This window comes from Polaromonas sp., assembly GCF_012927485.1.
In the GTDB taxonomy this organism is placed as follows: Bacteria; Pseudomonadota; Gammaproteobacteria; order Burkholderiales; family Burkholderiaceae_C; genus Polaromonas.
This window is the reverse complement of record NZ_JABBPC010000032.1, coordinates 128,764-145,491: the sequence shown is the minus strand read 5'-3', so window position 1 is coordinate 145,491 and position 16,728 is coordinate 128,764. Positions and strand designations below refer to the sequence as shown.

The following is a 16,728-nucleotide window of genomic DNA, read 5'->3' as shown; positions in this document are numbered from 1 at the left end:
CTTCATTCAGACGGACTGATCAGAACCCGCCCGTACCGCATTGACAAACGCCGCCAGCGCAGAACTATCGCGTGAAGTCTTCCAAAGGCAATGGGTATCGTACGGCGTGGTGGCCGTGTCCAGCGGCACAAAGACCGTACCCGCCATCGCAGACTGCTCCAGTGCCGCGGGCACCAGTGCCACGCCCATGCCTTGCGACACCAGCGACACCACGCTCAACCAGTGGCGCAGTTCGTAGCGTATTTCAGGGTAGAACCCGGCTTCGTTGCAGATTGCCAGAATGCGCTCGTGGTAATCGGGCGACACCGCGCGCGAGACCACTGCAAACGGCTCACCTTGCAAAAGGGCGAGCGAGAGCGCGCGCTTGCCCGCCAGCGGGTGGCCCGCCGGCAGACAGCAAACAAACGCCTGGCTGGCCACCAGAATTTGCGACAGTTCGGGTGGCACCCGCGTGGTGTGCACAAAGCCCAAATCGAGCCGGTCCTGGGACAGCTCGATCAGTTGCTCGTGGGAACTGAGTTCCTTGAGCATCAGCCGCAGCAAGGGGTGTTCGGCCTGAAACTGCTCCAGGATCTTCGGCAAACCGTTGTAGAGCATAGTGCCCGCAAAACCGATTGTCAGGCTGCCTGCCATACCCTGCGCCACATCCCTGGCGTGGTGGGCGGCCAGGGCCGCCTGGTCGAGCAATGCCCGGGCTGCCGGGACAAACGCTTCGCCAGCCGCCGTCAATCGAACCGACTTGCTGTTGCGAATCAAGAGCCGCGCCCCGACCGAGGCCTCCAACTGCTGAATATTCAGCGAGAGCGGCGGCTGGGAAATCGACAGGCGCCGCGCGGCCCGCCCGAAGTGCAACTCTTCAGCCAGAACCAGAAAGTAACGGAGATGACGGAATTCCATAAATACAAATAATATATCGTCGAATCGCGATTCGATATTAGACAAGTATTTATGCTTGTCCAACAATACAGGCGTTAGACGCCTTTAGGCTCAGACCCTCTACACTTTGCAACGCACTACAAGGACATCCGCCATGAAAGTCAAATTTAACTGGGAAGACCCGTTGTTTCTGTCAGAGCAGCTCAGCGACGACGAGCGCGCCATCGTGGAGGCGGCACATGCTTTCTGCCAGGAAAAACTGCAACCGCGTGTGTTGATGGCCGCCCGTCATGAGAAATTCGACCGGGAAATCATGAACGAATTTGGCGCCATGGGGTTTTTGGGCTCCACCATCGACGGTTATGGCTGCGCCGGCCTCAACTACGTGAGCTACGGCTTGGTGGCGCGAGAAGTGGAACGTGTAGACAGCGGCTACCGCAGTGCGATGAGCGTGCAGAGTTCGCTCGTCATGCACCCGATCAACGCCTATGGCAACGAAGCTCAGCGCCTGAAGTACCTGCCTAAGCTGGCAACCGGTGAATGGGTCGGCTGCTTTGGCCTGACCGAGCCCAACCATGGATCCGATCCGGCCAGCATGTTGACACGTGCCAAGCCAGTGGACGGCGGCTTCATCGTCAAGGGCTCCAAAATGTGGATCACCAACAGCCCGATTGCCGATGTGTTCGTGGTCTGGGCCAAGCTGGAAGACCCCGATGGCAAGGTCGGTGGTCAGGAAGCCATTCATGGTTTCATCCTTGAAAAAGGCATGAAAGGCCTGACTGCGCCGAAGATCGAAGGCAAGATGAGCCTTCGTGCCTCGATCACCGGCGAAATTGTGATGGACGATGTTTTCGTGCCGGAAGCCAACCTGCTGCCGAATGTAGCCGGTCTGAAAGGCCCGTTCGGCTGCCTCAACAAAGCGCGTTACGGCATTTCCTGGGGCGCATTGGGTGCGGCAGAAGACTGCTGGCACCGGGCCCGCCAATACACGATGGATCGGGTGCAGTTTGGCCGTCCGCTGGCGCAGACCCAGCTGATTCAAAAGAAGCTGGCCGACATGCAGACGGAAATCACCCTAGGCCTGCAAGCCTGCTTGCGGGTAGGCCGCTTGATGGACGACGGCAGGGATGCGCCTGAAATGATTTCGCTGATCAAACGCAATTCCTGCGGCAAGTCGCTGGACATCGCCCGTATGGCGCGCGACATGCACGGCGGCAACGGCATTCACGATGAGTATCATGTGATCCGCCACATGATCAACCTCGAGACTGTAAATACCTATGAAGGTACACACGATGTGCATGCCCTGATTTTGGGTCGAGCGCAAACCGGTTTGCAGGCGTTTTATTGATTTTTCATTGCCTTGGCTCTTTGAAACGGGCGCGTCAAGCTATGATTTTTGTAGTAGTTAATGGATTTAGGCTCACTCAAACCGCTACTGACCACCCTGCTATTGCCGCCCTTGGCGCCGCTATTGCTCGCCTTACTGGGGTTGCTGCTGGCCTTCAAAAGGAAGCGCAGCGGCCTGCTTTTGGCGGTGTTCGCGCTAACCCTGCTCGGGCTGCTGAGTTGCCATGGCATGGCCGTGTGGCTGGCGCGCACCGCACTCCCCCAGTTTCCCCCGCTGGCATCAACAGCGATTAAGACCGACAGGGTGCAGGCCATCGTCGTGCTCGGCGGAGGCTTGTTGCCGGAGGCGCCCGAATACGGTCAGGCGCAGCCCGGACCCCACACGGCAGCTCGGCTGCGCTACGGTATTGCACTCTCCCGGCAATCTGGCTTACCTCTGGCTTTCACCGGCGGCGTTGGCTGGGCCGCCAGTGGCGCACAAACCGCCTCTGAAGCCGAGGTGGCGGCGCGTGTGGCGGCGCAAGACTACGGCGTGACGCTGCGATGGCTGGAGGCGAAGTCGCAAGACACCTCGCGGAATGCAAGCCTGCTGGCCCCGCTGCTTCAACGAGACGGCGTGCAGCGTATTGCGCTGGTTACCGATGCCTGGCACATGCCGCGCGCCGTCGCCGCGTTTCAACGGGCGGGACTCACCGTGACGCCTGCACCGATGGGCTACATCCTTCCGGTCCAGCGTGATCTGCTGGAATGGCTACCCTCCGCAACGGGCTTGCTGGCTTCGCAGCAAGTGTTGCGCGAGTGGCTGGCGCTCGCAGCAGGCCGCGTCATTCCCCTTTGACGGGCAGCTTTGCAGGAAGCGTTTCCTGGCAGGTTTACCTTTTGAGGAGGGTGTGCTGCACCTTGTCGGGCTCAGGTTGACGGTAAACGTCTAAAAAGCTACATTACTAACCAACCAGTCAGTAACAATGCCCCTTATCAAACGATTCTGCGACAAACTACCCGCCGACGCCCACAAACGGGAACGCCGCAAAGGGGCTCGCCCGGGCGAGTTGCTGGATGCTGCGCTAGACCTGTTTGTTGAAAAAGGCTTTGCAGCAACCCGTGTTGAAGAAGTCGCCGCGCGTGCCGGGGTGTCCAAGGGGACGCTGTTTCTTTACTTCCAAAGCAAGGAAGAATTGTTCAAGGCGGTCGTGTGCGAAAACATTTCCGGTCACCTCAAGGGCTGGAACGATGAATTTGAATCCTTCGAAGGTAGCTCGGCCGACATGCTGGGCTACTGCATGAACAGCTGGTGGGACCGCTTAGGCGCCACCCGGGCATCGGGCATCAACAAACTGATGGTGAGCGAAGCCAAAAATTTTCCGGCCATCGCCGCCTTCTACCAGCAGGAGGTCATTCGACCCGGCCACGCTTTAATTCGCCGAGTTCTGCAACGTGGCATGGATCGCGGGGAATTCCGCAAGATGGATTTGGACTACGCCGTTTACAGTGTGATCGCCCCGATGACCTTCCTGATTCTGGCAAAACACTCGATGGGCGTTTGTATGCCGGACGATCTTGGCTTGGATCAGAAAAAATATATCAGGACGCAGTTGAACACCATTTTGTACGGCCTAAGCAGTTCGCCGGTCAATTTGGGCCAAGGCCCCGAGAAAGTCCGGGCATGAAGCGCCAGATCAAATGGGCCATCGCCCTTCTCGTGCTGTTGCTGATTGTTGGCGGTGTGGTGCGCGCCCTGTCAGCACGCAAAGCGGACCAAGCGGCTCTGGCTGCGAGCAGCGCGGCCAAGGCCTCAGGGTTGGTGGAACTTGCCAGCACCGACGTGGTCAAGGCCCAATCCCGAGACGTGGTGCAGGGGTTGGCTGTGTCCGGTGCCCTCAAGGCGGTCAACTCGGTCGTCATCAAGGCCCGGGTGGCCGGCGAACTTCAGGGGTTGGCGCTGCGCGAAGGCGACTTTGTCAAGGCAGGACAGGTGGTTGCACGCATTGATGCGGCCGAATACCAGTCCCGGGTGCGGCAAGCCAGGGAGCAAGCCGAATCCGCAAAAGCGCAGGCGGAGGTCGTGCGGCGCCAATACGACAACAACAAGGCACTGGTGGAGCAAGGTTTTATCTCGAAAACGGCACTGGACACGTCGCTCGCCAACCTTAACGCGGCGCAGTCTACCTACCAGGCGGCATTGGCAGCGACCGAAATTGCCGCCAAGTCGCTCGCTGACACGGTGTTGAAAACGCCTATTTCGGGACAGGTATCCCAGCGCCTGGCACAGCCGGGAGAGCGCGTAGGCATCGACGCAAAAATTATCGAGATAGTCGATTTGAGCCAGCTTGAACTGGAGGCCGCACTGAGCGCCACCGACGCCCTGGAAGTGCGCTTAGACCAAACCGCTGAACTTCACATTGAGGGCAGCCTGCAAACTGTTCCGGCTAGAGTTATACGCATCAACCCCAGCGCGCAGGCGGGCAGCCGCAGCGTGCTGGTTTATCTGAGCCTGAAAAATACCGACGACGGCACTGCCCTACCGTTGCGCCAGGGCTTGTTTGCACAAGGCACGCTGGGCACGGCCCGTGGCTCGCTGTTGTCGCTACCGACCAGCGCGGTGCGCACCGACAAGCCTGCGCCGTATGTGCAGGCGGTTGAAAATGGGCAGGTCGTTTACAAAGCGGTAGCGCTTGGCGGGCGCGGCATGGCCGACGGCGAAGCGGTCGTCGCCATCAAGGGGCTGGCTGCCAACGCGCTGGTTATTCGGGGCGAAATCGGTCTCTTGCGTGAAGGTACCCCGGTCCGGTTCACGCAGATGCCCAGCGCCCAGCCCGGCGCCCCCGCGTTAGCCAAACCTGCACCTTGAGCGACACCCACCATGTGGTTCACGCAAGTCAGTCTCAAAAATCCAGTATTTGCCACCATGGTGATGCTGGCCATCGTGGTGCTTGGGCTTTTTTCCTACCAGCGCATGCAGGTCGACCAGTTCCCCAACATCGACTTTCCGGTGGTCGTCATTACGGCAGATTACCCGGGCGCTTCACCCGAAATCGTTGAAAGCGAAGTCACCAAAAAAATTGAAGAAGGCGTCAACTCGATCGCCGGTATCAACACCTTGACTTCGCGCAGCTTTGAAGGTCAAGCTGTCGTCGTCATCGAATTCCAGCTCTACATTGACGGGCGCAAAGCGGCAGAAGATGTGCGCGAAAAAATTGCGGCCATTCGGCCCAGCTTTCGCGACGAGGTGAAAGAACCGCGTGTGTTGCGATTTGACCCGGCAAGCCGTGCCATTTGGTCAGTAGCCGTGCTGGCGCAGGCGGCCAACGGTAAAACCATGTCGGCCATAGAGCTGACCAACTGGGCTGACCAGGTCCTGAAAAAGCGTCTTGAAAATGTTCGCGGCGCGGGCTCTGTGACGCTGGTGGGCGGCACCAAGCGCGAGATCAATATCTACCTCAATCCACAAGCCATGGAATCGCTCGGCATTACAGCCGACCAAGTGGTGAATGCCGTGCGCAATGAAAACCAGGACCTGCCGGTGGGCGCCATCCGCTCGCTGGCGCAGGAGCGCATGGTGAAGATCGACGCACGCATGAAGCGGCCCGAAGACTTTGGCAAAATCATTGTGGCGCGTAAAGGTAGCGCCTTTATCACCGTGGATCAGGTCGCCCGGATCGCAGACGGGGCGCAAGAACTCGACAGCCTGGCGCTTTACAACGGCCAGCGCACCTTGCTGTTGACGGTACAAAAAGCCCAGGACGAAAATACCATCGGTGTCGTGGACGGGCTCAACAAGGCCGTCGCCGACATGCGGCCGCTGCTGCCTCCGGGCGCTCGGCTTGAGCTGATTACCGACGGCTCACGGCCCATTCGCGTTGCCGTAGAAAATGTTCGCGATACGCTGATTGAAGGCGCGCTGCTAACCGTGCTGATCGTGTTTTTGTTTCTAAATTCATGGCGCTCTACGGTGATCACCGGTCTGACGCTGCCGATTTCCATCATCGGCACTTTCCTGTTTATGAATCTGTTCGGCTTCACCATCAACATGATCACGCTGATGGCCTTGTCGTTGTGCGTAGGCCTGCTGATTGACGATGCGATTGTGGTGCGCGAGAACATTGTGCGGCACGTGCAGATGGGGAAAACGCCCTACCAGGCGGCACTGGACGGAACGCAGGAGATTGGCCTGGCCGTGCTTGCCACGACCTTTTCGATCGTCGCCGTGTTCTTGCCGATTGGTTTCATGGGCGGCATCATCGGCAAATTTTTTCACGAGTTTGGCATCACGATTGTGGCGGCAGTGCTGATCTCGATGTTCGTGAGCTTTACGCTGGACCCTATGCTGTCAAGCATTTGGCACGACCCCTCCATTGAGGCGGACGGCCAGCGACATAAACCGATCACGTTTTACGACAGAAGCATTGGTCGCGTCACGGGCTGGTTTGCCCGCACGACCGAATCACTGAGCCACAGTTATCAGCGTCTGTTGCGCTGGTCGCTGGTTCACAAACTGACCACCCTCGGACTGGCTGCGTTGATTTTCGCCATCAGTATTTTCATGGTGCCCTTGCTGGGTACCGAGTTTGTCCCTAAGGCCGACTTCTCCGAGACCACGCTCAACTTTTATACGCCGGTGGGTTCCTCGCTGGAAACCACCGAAGCCAAGGCCCGACAGGTCGAAGCCATCATTCGCGAGTTTCCTGAGGTGACCTACACCCTGGCCACGCTTAACACTGGCAACGCGAAAGGCAAGATGTACGCCAGCGTGTATGTGCGCCTGGTAGACCGCAGCGCACGCACGCGCAATGTGGACGAGATATCGGGCGTACTGCGCGAGCGGCTCAAACAGGTGCCAGGCATGACCGTCACTCACGTTGGTTTGCTCGACGCCGTGGGCAGCAACAAGCAGGTAGAGTTTTCGCTGCAAGGTCCGGACCTGAAGGAATTGGAGCGACTCACGCACCTTATTACCGAAAAAATCCGGGGTATTCCCGGACTGGTGGACCTGGACTCCAGCGTCAAGGCCGACCAACCGGTGATTGAAGTCGATGTACGGCGCGATGCCGCCTCGGATCTAGGCCTTTCGGTGTCGCAGATTGCCGCTTCGCTGCGCACGCTGATTGCCGGCCAGACCGTGGGCAACTGGCGTGCGTCCGATGACCAGACTTACGACGTGAACGTGCGGCTGGCACCCGAAGCCCGCACTGCGCCGCAGGACCTGGAACGCTTGCCTTTTACGAGCAGCACCATGGGCAATAATCCCGACGGCTCCGCACGCGTCGTGCGACTCAGTCAGGTGGCCAGCGTGAAGGAAACGACCGGACCGAACCAGATCAACCGGCGCGACCTGACCCGCGAAGTGGCCATCAATGGCAATGTCTACAACCGCTCGGCTGGCGAAGTATCGGACGGCATCAAGGCGGCGCTGGACGGCATCAATTTTCCACCGGGCTATCGCTACCAATTCAGCGGGTCCACCAAGAACATGGCGGAATCGTTTGGCTATGCAGTCTCGGCATTGGTGATGGCGATTTTGTTTATCTACATGATTCTGGCCAGCCAGTTCAAGAGCTTTTTTCAGCCGATGGCCTTGATGACATCACTCCCGCTGACCCTCATCGGCGTGGTGCTGGCGTTGCTGCTGTTTCGCTCCACGCTGTCGATGTTTTCCGTGATCGGGGTGGTCATGCTGATGGGCCTGGTCACCAAGAACGCTATTTTGCTAGTGGACTTCGCGATCCGAATGCGCGAGCAGGGGATGGAACGCAGCCAGGCCTTGCTGCAGGCCGCCAAAGTGCGACTGCGCCCCATCCTGATGACCACGCTGGCGATGGTTTTCGGCATGATGCCACTGGCCTTTGCGCTGACTGAGGGCTCGGAGCAACGCGCCCCCATGGGCCAGGCGGTGATTGGAGGCGTGATCACCTCCTCGCTGCTCACACTGGTCGTGGTCCCCGTGACCTACTGCTACATGGACGACCTGGCCCAATGGTTCAAACGCAAGTTTGGCCGAAAAACACCCACCGCGGCACCGGCTGCAACGGCTGAGACCGATCCGGAGGCCGCCTCACGCCACGTCTAAAATCAGGGTTTCGCCTGATGCCGTCTCATTCTTCCTTCACCCTGTTAACAACCAATTCCGCCATGAACTACGAACAAGCCCGATTCAACATGATTGAGCAACAGATCCGTCCCTGGGAAGTGCTGGACAACCAGGTCCTCTCACTGCTTGCCGTCGTTCGACGCGAGGATTTTGTGCCGCCCGCCTACAGGGCGCTGGCGTTTGCAGACATGGAAATTCCTCTCCCCCCGCAGCAAAACCCCAGCCAGTGCATGCTGGCACCCAAGGTCGAAGCCCGCATCCTGCAAGACCTCGGTGTGCAGAAGCACGAAAAGGTGCTGGAGATCGGCACCGGTTCCGGTTACATGGCGGCACTGCTGGCCCACCGTGCGCAGCAGGTCATGACGCTCGAGATTGACGCAGTGCTGGCCGAGACCGCTCGGAACAACCTGCAGAAATCCGGCATCTACAACGCAGAGGTCCGCACGGGTGATGGGGCCGCCAATATTGCGATGGCAGTTTCTGGTACCGACCCGTTGCGCGGCCCTTTTGACGTGATTGTGCTCAGCGGCTCCGTCGCTGCGGTGCCCCCCTCGCTCTTGGCGCTGCTCAAGGTCGGCGGACGTTTGAGTGCCATTGTCGGGTTTGAACCCATGATGCGGGCGACGCTGATCACCCGTGTGGGCCAAGACGCCTGGCGCACGACGCAGGCTTGGGACACGGTGGCACCACGGCTGCTCAATTTCCCCGAGCCTTCCAAGTTCGTTTTTTGAAATCTAACTGCTGAAGGCGTCGCTGATGATTTCCCAATTAAGCCCCTCCCAGTTCACTGCCTGGCGCGACACTGCCCGTACGCCGGTAGTGCTCGATGTGCGCGAGCCCTGGGAGTTGCAGACAGCATCGGTCAAGGAGGATGGTTTCACCTTAGTGCACATTCCGATGCGCGACATTCCGACGCGCCTTGACGAACTACAAAACCTGCTCGGCACCGGCCAGCCGATTGCGTGTCTGTGCCATCACGGCATGCGCAGCCTGCAGGTCGCTAATTATTTAATGCAAAGCGGCTTTACTGAAGTCGTCAACCTGCAGGGCGGTATCAACGCCTGGTCGCAGCAGGTTGATCCGTCCGTTCCACTTTATTGATGCGCGGTGGCGGCTACTGCTGAATTTTAATTTGCTGACTCGTTAATTTGTTGATCTATCAACTTCCTCAGGATCCCAATGACCACAGCCCAAAAACTGCCAATGCAAAACTTGTCACTTTTCCCCTCGGCGATTGCAATCGCCTCGGCGCTGCTGGCGCTGGCTCCGATGGCGCAGGCGCAGAGCTTAGTGGAGTTGTATGACTCAGCGCGTGCTTTTGACGCGACCTATCAATCCGCCAAACTGCAATATGACGCCAACCTCGCCAGAGCCGACCAGGCCAAGGCCGGCATTTTGCCAACCGCTGGTCTGGCCGCAGGTGTTTCACGCACTGGTTTTCAAAACACCAATCCGGCGATCGACCGCAGCTTCAACTCGGAAAATGCCACCCTGACAGCCACGCAGCCCCTGTACCGTCCTGCCAACTGGGCCAGTTACGAGCAAAGTTTCAAGCAGGTGGACCTGGCCAAGGCCCAGCTTGATGTCGCCGAGCAAGACCTGATTGTGCGCACCAGTCAAGCCTACTTTGACGTGCTCGCGGCGCAAGATACCCTGACGTTTGTGCAGGCGCAAAAAGCCGCCGTGGATGAACAGCTGGCGTTCGCCAAACGTAATTTCGAAGTGGGCACCTCCACCATCACCGACACGCGCGAGGCGCAGGCGCGCTACGACCTGGTGATCGCCCAGGAAATTGCTGCAGAGAACGATTTGCGCGTCAAAAAAATCGCACTTGACCAGTTGGTCGGCAAAACAGAATCACAGCCTAAAGGTCTGGTGATCCCGGTAAATCTGCCACCTGTCGTACCGGCGGACGTCAATGCGTGGGTACAGCAATCGGAGGCGGTGCATCCCAATATTCGACAAGCCAGGTCCGGGCTGGAGATCGCGGAGCTTGAAGTGAATAAGGCGGAAGCTGGCCACAAGCCTACGCTGGACGCCGTCGCCAGCTACAACGTCACCCGCAATCCATCGGGCAGTGCAACGTCGCTGAACACCTTGTCCACCCGTGCCAACACCAGCAACATCGGCTTGCTTCTCAATGTCCCGCTGTTTGCGGGCTTTGCGACGCAAAACCGGGTCCGGGAAACCCTGTCGCTCAAAGACAAGGCCCAAAGTGATCTGGAAGGCGCACGCCGGGCTGTAGCCCTGAGCACCCGCACGGCTTACTTCGGCGTGCAGTCGGGCCAGGGCCAAGTCAAGGCGCTGGAAGCCGCCGAGTTGTCCAGCCAGAGTGCTCTTGATGCCAACAAGCTGGGCTATCAAGTCGGCGTCCGCATCAACATCGACGTACTCAACTCGCAAAGCCAGCTGTTTCAAACCAAGCGCGATCTGGCGCAGGCGCGTTACAACGTGCTGCTTGGCGACCTGCGCTTGCGCCAGGCCAATGGCACCTTGACACCGGACAATTTGCAGCAAATCAACGCGCTGCTGGTCAAATAAGTCACGCGGCTAATGTCCGGCCTGAACCCTGCGATGGGTTGCCACCGAATTCCAGCGTGATCCCGCCTTGTCAAGAGTCAAATCTTAGTTCGAGGGTCTTCGAAAATATCGCCACGTCGGTCGGGGTCACACTGGCGCCGTACTCGGCGTATGCAAACCTTATCGACAAAACTCTCGTAGACCGGCGCAACAAGATCGCTCATGGTGAGTATCTTGAGCTTGGTGCTGCTGCATACTCATCATTCGCAGAAGACGTAGTCAAGTTACTTCGGATGTACAAGAATGACATCGAGAATCTTGCATCTATGAAAGCATTCCTGAGGCCCGCTGTCGCCTTGGCCGCTTGAGTCGTGAGGCTTGGCCGCTATTGGCCGACACCGGCTGTAGAAATATCTGAACGAGTTGCTACAAACCGATGACCGACCTCTGCAACTTGAATGTCAGTTATACGGCGACGATTTCAATGAGGGCTACATCTGCACCCGCCCAGTTCTCAGCATTCGGAGAATGTAGCCATGTGACCGCTTTGCGCGGCTAAGCCGACATTGCAAATCGCCGCTGTCAATCGAGACTCGCCGTACTGCGTGCGGTGTGAGCCCCGATCACGTCCAGTCCGGATCCTGGGCGGTTCAAGGTGGCCTCGTGGCACCTGACCCTGCCAACCGTTGTGAGCGTTCGATCAGTGCGTTACCTCGTCAAAAAAGGAGACATCACGCCGGTCAATCGCACTAAATTGGACTCAAGTCCGACAGCTCCTGGATTGCAAGGTAGGTTAGCGTGGCGGGATGCCGCGCTTGGTGCTTTCGGCCTCCTTTGGCGCGTCGTCAGCACGGGTTGTGCTTTCTGGATTTACCAACTTGCCGGCTTCGGCGCCGCCGATCGCACCGGCTACGGCCCCAAGCGTACCGCCTACCAATACACCGACCGGACCTGCAACCACGGCACCGACGGCTGCACCTGCAGCTGAACCGGCCACCAAGCCGCCCCCGATCAGGGCGGACTTTGGCTCCCGCTCGGCTTCCTCGGGATCGAGGGCAAACTGAGCGGCAGGGTTCGGATCCTGGGACGGAACACCATGTCCAGGAATTGCCAGCTCAACAAGGTCTGGGTCAACAGGTTTTACGCCGGTCGACTGAGTGGTGGATGAGTTCATGTGCGCTCCTTTGGGAAGTTAACGCGTAGACAAGCGGGACGCTCGCCACAACTCTTCTTGTAAATCCCACGCCGCGCCGTTCGCGTGGTCCAAGAGACCGCGACACTGTCAGACAACATCCAGTTACATAGCTACCCTTGACACACGTCATTCCGCACTGGCACCGGAGTGCGGCACCTGTTTTCCCGCCAGTGAACCGCACTGGGAATTATGAAGGCGGGTTGGTTTAAGTGGAGGTCGCCAGTAGGTCGCCTCAGCTTCTGCCCGAGGAATGCCCCCAATCGGTTTGAGCAGTCGGGTGTGGCTGAACCAGGGCACCCATTGCAGGGGGCCAGTTCCACGGGTTCCCCGATAGTCTGCTTTCGGTCAAACCGATGAGAGAGCTTGAACGGCCGTTTTGGGCACAAAGCCGACCTAGAATTTTCCAGTTTGCGGACGCTAAGTCCGCATTAACCGCCAACTGCTAACCCTCATCGTGGGTGGTGTGGCGACGGTTGGCGCGCAGATTGAGCGGGGTTAGGTGGCGCTCGCCACATGCTGACCCGCACGATGGGCCACCACCATGATGACTGGCAGGACCAGCTCCGGGATGAGGTAGCCAAGCCACAGAGAGTGAGGCTCCGGAAGGCCCACTTTTGAGATGGAAACCAGTCTTCCAATGGCAGCCATGAGCACGCCGAACGCCAACAAGTAAACAAGGGTGTCTTGCTCTAGAACCGTGATGCCAGCCCATAGTGCAATGACGCCCGTTGAGAGATACACGCCGGCCATGAACCGGTGGACATTGTCCAACCTGGGAATCGTGTCTGGCTGACCGAGGTACATCTGCAGTGTCCCACCGCTCATTGCGATCGCGGCCAATATGAACAGGCAGACTTGGACAACTCGTTGACTCGTGGGCATGGAGGACTCCTGGCGGTGAGAAGCCGTACGGCTATTTTGTTTCTAGCTCTCGGGTGCGTTCTAAAGAGCAGGCGGCGGGACTGAGGCGGATGATCCTTGTTGGACTGAAGATCGTGCGGCTGACAACTACCCGACCAATCCTACACGCCGACTGTCATCGAGTCCACCTCATTCAAGAAGCCGTCCTGGATGGCCGTTTTCGCTGCAGCGCAGTCGTTCAAGCGGAAAAAGACCTCTCGAAATTACCAAACTTGGCTAGAAGACCCGGTCGAAGAAGGTATTTGCTTTCCTCCAATAGTTGACTTTTGCACTGACGGATCTTGCCCACTGGGAATAACGCGCGCCCGACGGGTGGCCTCTGCACCGGTCAGGGCTCGATCTTCACGCCTTTCCAGAAAGCGACATGTCCCTTGATGCTCTCAGCCCCGCTTTTCGGCTCCGGGTAGAACCACACCGCATCGGTGTTCATCTCCCCATTGACCAGCAGTGAGTAATAGCTGGCCTGGCCTTTCCAGCTGCACGTCGTGTGGTGGTTGCTGAAGGTCACGTAATCGCGGTTAAGTGAACTCTCGGGAAAATAGTGGTTGCCCTCGAGAACTACAGTGTCCTCATTTTGCGCAATCACTGCGCCGTTCCAGATTGCTTTCATGGATTCCTTCTTTAGGTGTCGTTAATCTTCGCACAGTAGACCTTCCCGGCAAACAATGCCGAGCCGAAGGTTTTAACCCCTGTTGAATTCCGGGGCGCCGCACCCATAAAAAAGGTGCCGATGGCTGACATCGACACCTTTGATGCGGCTGTGCAAGCTATTCGTCAGTCGTCATTTCCGTCGCGACCCTTGCCATGCTTTTTGTCTTTTTTGCCATGTTTGCCCTCGCCCTGGTTCCTGTATTCGTCTTGGTTGTCGTTCCGGAATTTACGCGATTCATAGTCTTCGTCCCCCCTGACTCTGACGAAGTAAACAGGCAGACCGCAAGCGTTGTACTGGGCACAATGCTTGGACCATTTTTTGGCATGTCCGGGTGGCACGTGCAGATACAACGGTTGCTGCTCTACTACAACCGGTGCCTGGTAGATGATGACTGGCTGCGCGTAAATCAGGGGCGGAGGGGGCGCCGAACCGATATCAATGCGGCCATAGACGCCCGGCGTCAGGGCGCCTTCAACCGTGGCATTCACGTAAGGCGCGGCGGCGTAAGCAATGCCGCCCCACAAGGACGCCGCAGTCACAAGACTGGCCATCAACATCGGTTTGAAATTTGTCTTCATAGTTTTCTTTCAATCGGTCAATTCAACAGTCATCCCGCAGCGGAAGGGCTTGCTGCGGGTGCGAGCCGAAGGGTATGGCCATGAACGGTCACCCGGGAGCCCACCTGCACGGACTTACCCTGCTCGATGGTTCGCAGCGAGCCGTCGTTCATGCGGACGTGAATTTGATAGACGGTGACTTTCTTCATATTTTTCTCGATGGTATTTCCGGCATAGGCACCTCCGGCCGCACCAAGCACCGTCATGGCCGTTTTGCCACTGCCTCCCCCCACCTGGTGGCCCAGCAGGCCGCCGACGACACCCCCTGCCACGGTCCCGATGCCAACGGTCGTGCCGCCCACCGCAACGCCATTGACATGGCCCTGGCGCTTCACCGCGACTACGGATTCAACCGTACCGCAAGTCGCGCACATGGTGGCCTTGGGCGCAGGTGCAGGCGCCGCCGCGACCTGTGCGTGCTGTACCGTGCTCAACGCTGCTGGCGCAGGCGTTTTTTCGTTGAGCTGTTCTGCTTTGACAGTCGGCCCCGCTCCCCCTGATTGAGCTTCAGACCGGTTCACTACCAGCGTGGCGGCGAGAGCCAGAACGGTTACACCCATGACGGCCATTGTGGGAATCAGCGCTTTGCTGCTGCGCAGGCGGTCAGTAAAAGACGGCCGGCTGATTGAGTTGGTGAGTACTGTTTGATCGGTGCCCATGAGGAACCTCCTTCTGTGAATCTCCTTTTGTAACAGGCAGAGCGGATACCCCGTGTAGGACGAAGTGACATTCGTAAGGAAAGATTTCCAGGCGCACTGAAACGCACCTTTTTTGCATCTCGACCGACGTCGCGCTCGCTTTACACCGCCCCATGCGGATGAGTAGGGTCAATCCACAGCACCGTCACGGGCTTTTCAACCGGCTCGATATCGAGGTTGACCGCGACCGCCTCACCATCGCTGCGACAGAGCACACACTCCAAAACCTCCGTGGGGCTGGCGTTAATTTCCTGGTGGGGGACATAGGGCGGAACATAAATAAAGTCGCCGGGCCCGGCGTTCGCCGTGAACTCCAGACGCTCGCCCCAGCGCATCCGGGCATTCCCCTTGATCACATAAATCACACTTTCCAGGTGTCCGTGGTGATGGGCGCCGGTTTTGGCATCGGGGTGGATGGTGACCGTACCGGCCCAGAGCTTTTGGGCACCCACACGCGCAAAATTTATTGCGGCACGCCGATCCATGCCCGGCGTTTGAGCGGTATTGGCGTCAAGCTGGTTCCCCGCAATCACACGAACGCCATCCTGCTTCCACGGCGACTCGGATGGCTCCCGCTTGGTGCTGTCCAGATTTCCCTCATCATGATCGTGACCATGATCAGAATGAGGAGGGAGGTGCGTGTGATCAGTATTCATGGGAGTTGCCTTCTGAAAAACGCTCGCTTGCGCTTACATACATTCTTGCGCCAGCAATTCGTAGGAGCGTCGACTGGCCGCTGGATCGTGCGTCCAGGTGATCACCACGATCTCTTCCACCTCAAGCGTCTCGGCCAACGCGCGCAGCTTGTCGGCCACCTGCGCTCCGCTACCCACGAGTGCCGTGCGCCTGAGTTGGTCAGCTTCAGCCTGCTCAGACGCGCTGTAAGGCACTTGCAATACCTCCTCCGGCGAATGCAGCGGCCCCAGTGCGCCTTTATTGCGGTCCAGTTTCCAGCGCTCGCGGCTGAGTAAATGGTGCAGGGCCTCGGCCTCAGTGTCGGCCGCCAGCGCCCACACGCAGAGTACCGCCTGAGGCTTGGGATGCCGCAGGCTGGGCCGGTACAGCGACCGGTACAGCTCAAGGGCTTCCCGGGCGCCCTGCCCGTCAGTGATAAACCAGGCAAAGGCATAAGGCAGCCCATAGTGGGCAGCCAGCTGAGCTCCGTAGTTGGAGCTTCCGAGCATCCACAGTTCGGGCGTTGTCATGCCCATCGGATTTGCCGTCACGCCGCGCCCCGGATGCCCCTCGGGCAGATCGATCCCCGACACCCACGCCTGCAGCTCGCGAACCTGCACCGGAAAGTCTTCCGCAGACTGCCGGGAGTCCGCGCGCAGCAATTGCGCGGTGCGAAAGTCGGAACCGGGCGCGCGTCCCACACCCAAGTCGATGCGCCCGGGCGCCAACGCCTCAAGCACGCGAAACTGCTCCGCTACTTTCAACGCGGCATAGTGCGGCAGCATCACGCCCGCACTTCCGACCCGAATGCGGTGAGTGGTGGCCGCAATTGCCGCCATCAGTATCTCGGGTGCCGACCCTACGATGCTGGGATGGCTGTGGTGCTCGCTGACCCAGAAACGGTGGTAACCCAACGCTTCGCAATGCTGGGCCAGGGCCAGTGTTTCACGAATAGCGGCATCTTCAGTGCGGCCCGTAACGGCTACAGACTGATCAAGTACGGAGAGGGTGAGCATGAGCAAACTATAGCCAGAGTTTGTAAACACCGCCCAGCAAAGGCGCGTTTGGGTCGGCTGCAAAAGGCTGTTCCAATAGAGGGTTTAACGTGGGGCTCCTGGCCCGCCACCCTGAGAGCAATT

At 58.7% G+C, this 16,728-nt stretch carries 17 protein-coding genes and 1 pseudogene; 9 read left to right on the top strand and 9 right to left on the bottom strand.

What is annotated here, in order from left to right; translation table 11 throughout:
- Positions 1–6 precede the first annotated feature (6 nt).
- A complete protein-coding gene (locus HHJ16_RS12860) occupies positions 7–897 on the bottom strand; it encodes a LysR substrate-binding domain-containing protein (RefSeq protein ID WP_296901176.1) in 891 nt (296 codons plus the stop codon).
- 133 nt (positions 898–1,030) lie between these two features.
- Between HHJ16_RS12860 and HHJ16_RS12855 the strand changes: the two genes are divergently transcribed.
- The 9 genes from HHJ16_RS12855 to HHJ16_RS16900 all read left to right on the top strand — a co-directional run bounded on the left by HHJ16_RS12855 (position 1,031) and on the right by HHJ16_RS16900 (position 11,199).
- On the top strand, positions 1,031–2,227 hold the full coding sequence (locus HHJ16_RS12855) for an acyl-CoA dehydrogenase (protein ID WP_296901175.1): 1,197 nt from the start codon (positions 1,031–1,033) through the stop codon (positions 2,225–2,227).
- A 60-nt stretch (positions 2,228–2,287) separates the two neighbouring features.
- A complete protein-coding gene (locus HHJ16_RS12850; protein WP_296901173.1) occupies positions 2,288–3,064 on the top strand; it encodes a YdcF family protein in 777 nt (258 codons plus the stop codon).
- Between the two features lie 127 nt (positions 3,065–3,191).
- Positions 3,192–3,893 carry a TetR/AcrR family transcriptional regulator gene (locus tag HHJ16_RS12845; RefSeq protein ID WP_296901172.1) on the top strand — a complete coding sequence of 234 codons (702 nt, stop codon included), beginning with the start codon at positions 3,192–3,194 and terminating at the stop codon, positions 3,891–3,893.
- The gene (locus tag HHJ16_RS12840) at positions 3,890–5,074 is read left to right on the top strand and encodes an efflux RND transporter periplasmic adaptor subunit (protein ID WP_296901170.1); all 1,185 of its coding nucleotides are present in this window, start codon (positions 3,890–3,892) and stop codon (positions 5,072–5,074) included. The genes HHJ16_RS12845 and HHJ16_RS12840 overlap by 4 nt, the downstream gene beginning before the upstream one ends.
- Before the next feature lie 12 nt (positions 5,075–5,086).
- Positions 5,087–8,290 (top strand): efflux RND transporter permease subunit, encoded by a 3,204-nt coding sequence (locus HHJ16_RS12835; protein WP_296901168.1) that lies wholly within the window; start codon positions 5,087–5,089, stop codon positions 8,288–8,290.
- A gap of 62 nt (positions 8,291–8,352) precedes the next feature.
- Positions 8,353–9,042, top strand: a complete 690-nt coding sequence (locus tag HHJ16_RS12830) for a protein-L-isoaspartate O-methyltransferase (protein WP_296901166.1) — start codon at positions 8,353–8,355, stop codon at positions 9,040–9,042.
- 25 nt (positions 9,043–9,067) lie between these two features.
- Positions 9,068–9,412, top strand: a complete 345-nt coding sequence (locus tag HHJ16_RS12825) for a rhodanese-like domain-containing protein (protein ID WP_296901162.1) — start codon at positions 9,068–9,070, stop codon at positions 9,410–9,412.
- Positions 9,413–9,490: 78 nt separating this feature from the next.
- Positions 9,491–10,852 carry a TolC family outer membrane protein gene (locus tag HHJ16_RS12820; protein WP_296901161.1) on the top strand — a complete coding sequence of 454 codons (1,362 nt, stop codon included), beginning with the start codon at positions 9,491–9,493 and terminating at the stop codon, positions 10,850–10,852.
- 56 nt (positions 10,853–10,908) lie between these two features.
- A complete protein-coding gene (locus tag HHJ16_RS16900; protein WP_366557493.1) occupies positions 10,909–11,199 on the top strand; it encodes an MAE_28990/MAE_18760 family HEPN-like nuclease in 291 nt (96 codons plus the stop codon).
- A 425-nt stretch (positions 11,200–11,624) separates the two neighbouring features.
- Here the strand turns inward: HHJ16_RS16900 and HHJ16_RS12815 are convergent, their stop codons facing one another.
- From HHJ16_RS12815 to HHJ16_RS12780, 8 genes and pseudogenes are all read right to left on the bottom strand, one after another.
- Positions 11,625–12,005 (bottom strand): hypothetical protein, encoded by a 381-nt coding sequence (locus HHJ16_RS12815; RefSeq protein ID WP_296901159.1) that lies wholly within the window; start codon positions 12,003–12,005, stop codon positions 11,625–11,627.
- A 147-nt stretch (positions 12,006–12,152) separates the two neighbouring features.
- A pseudogene (locus HHJ16_RS12810) lies at positions 12,153–12,332 on the bottom strand (hypothetical protein); the annotation flags it as partial.
- A gap of 189 nt (positions 12,333–12,521) precedes the next feature.
- Positions 12,522–12,908: a DUF4345 family protein gene (locus tag HHJ16_RS12805; protein WP_296901158.1), complete on the bottom strand. Its 387-nt coding sequence runs from the start codon at positions 12,906–12,908 to the stop codon at positions 12,522–12,524.
- A gap of 367 nt (positions 12,909–13,275) precedes the next feature.
- Positions 13,276–13,557 carry a DUF427 domain-containing protein gene (locus tag HHJ16_RS12800; protein ID WP_296901156.1) on the bottom strand — a complete coding sequence of 94 codons (282 nt, stop codon included), beginning with the start codon at positions 13,555–13,557 and terminating at the stop codon, positions 13,276–13,278.
- A 164-nt stretch (positions 13,558–13,721) separates the two neighbouring features.
- Positions 13,722–14,177: a hypothetical protein gene (locus tag HHJ16_RS12795; protein ID WP_296901155.1), complete on the bottom strand. Its 456-nt coding sequence runs from the start codon at positions 14,175–14,177 to the stop codon at positions 13,722–13,724.
- 29 nt (positions 14,178–14,206) lie between these two features.
- The gene (locus tag HHJ16_RS12790; RefSeq protein WP_296901153.1) at positions 14,207–14,875 is read right to left on the bottom strand and encodes a glycine zipper 2TM domain-containing protein; all 669 of its coding nucleotides are present in this window, start codon (positions 14,873–14,875) and stop codon (positions 14,207–14,209) included.
- Between the two features lie 140 nt (positions 14,876–15,015).
- Entirely contained in the window at positions 15,016–15,570 is a 555-nt protein-coding gene (locus tag HHJ16_RS12785) for a cupin domain-containing protein (RefSeq protein ID WP_296901152.1), read from the bottom strand.
- Between the two features lie 33 nt (positions 15,571–15,603).
- A complete protein-coding gene (locus HHJ16_RS12780; RefSeq protein WP_296901150.1) occupies positions 15,604–16,605 on the bottom strand; it encodes an LLM class flavin-dependent oxidoreductase in 1,002 nt (333 codons plus the stop codon).
- Positions 16,606–16,728: the final 123 nt, after the last annotated feature.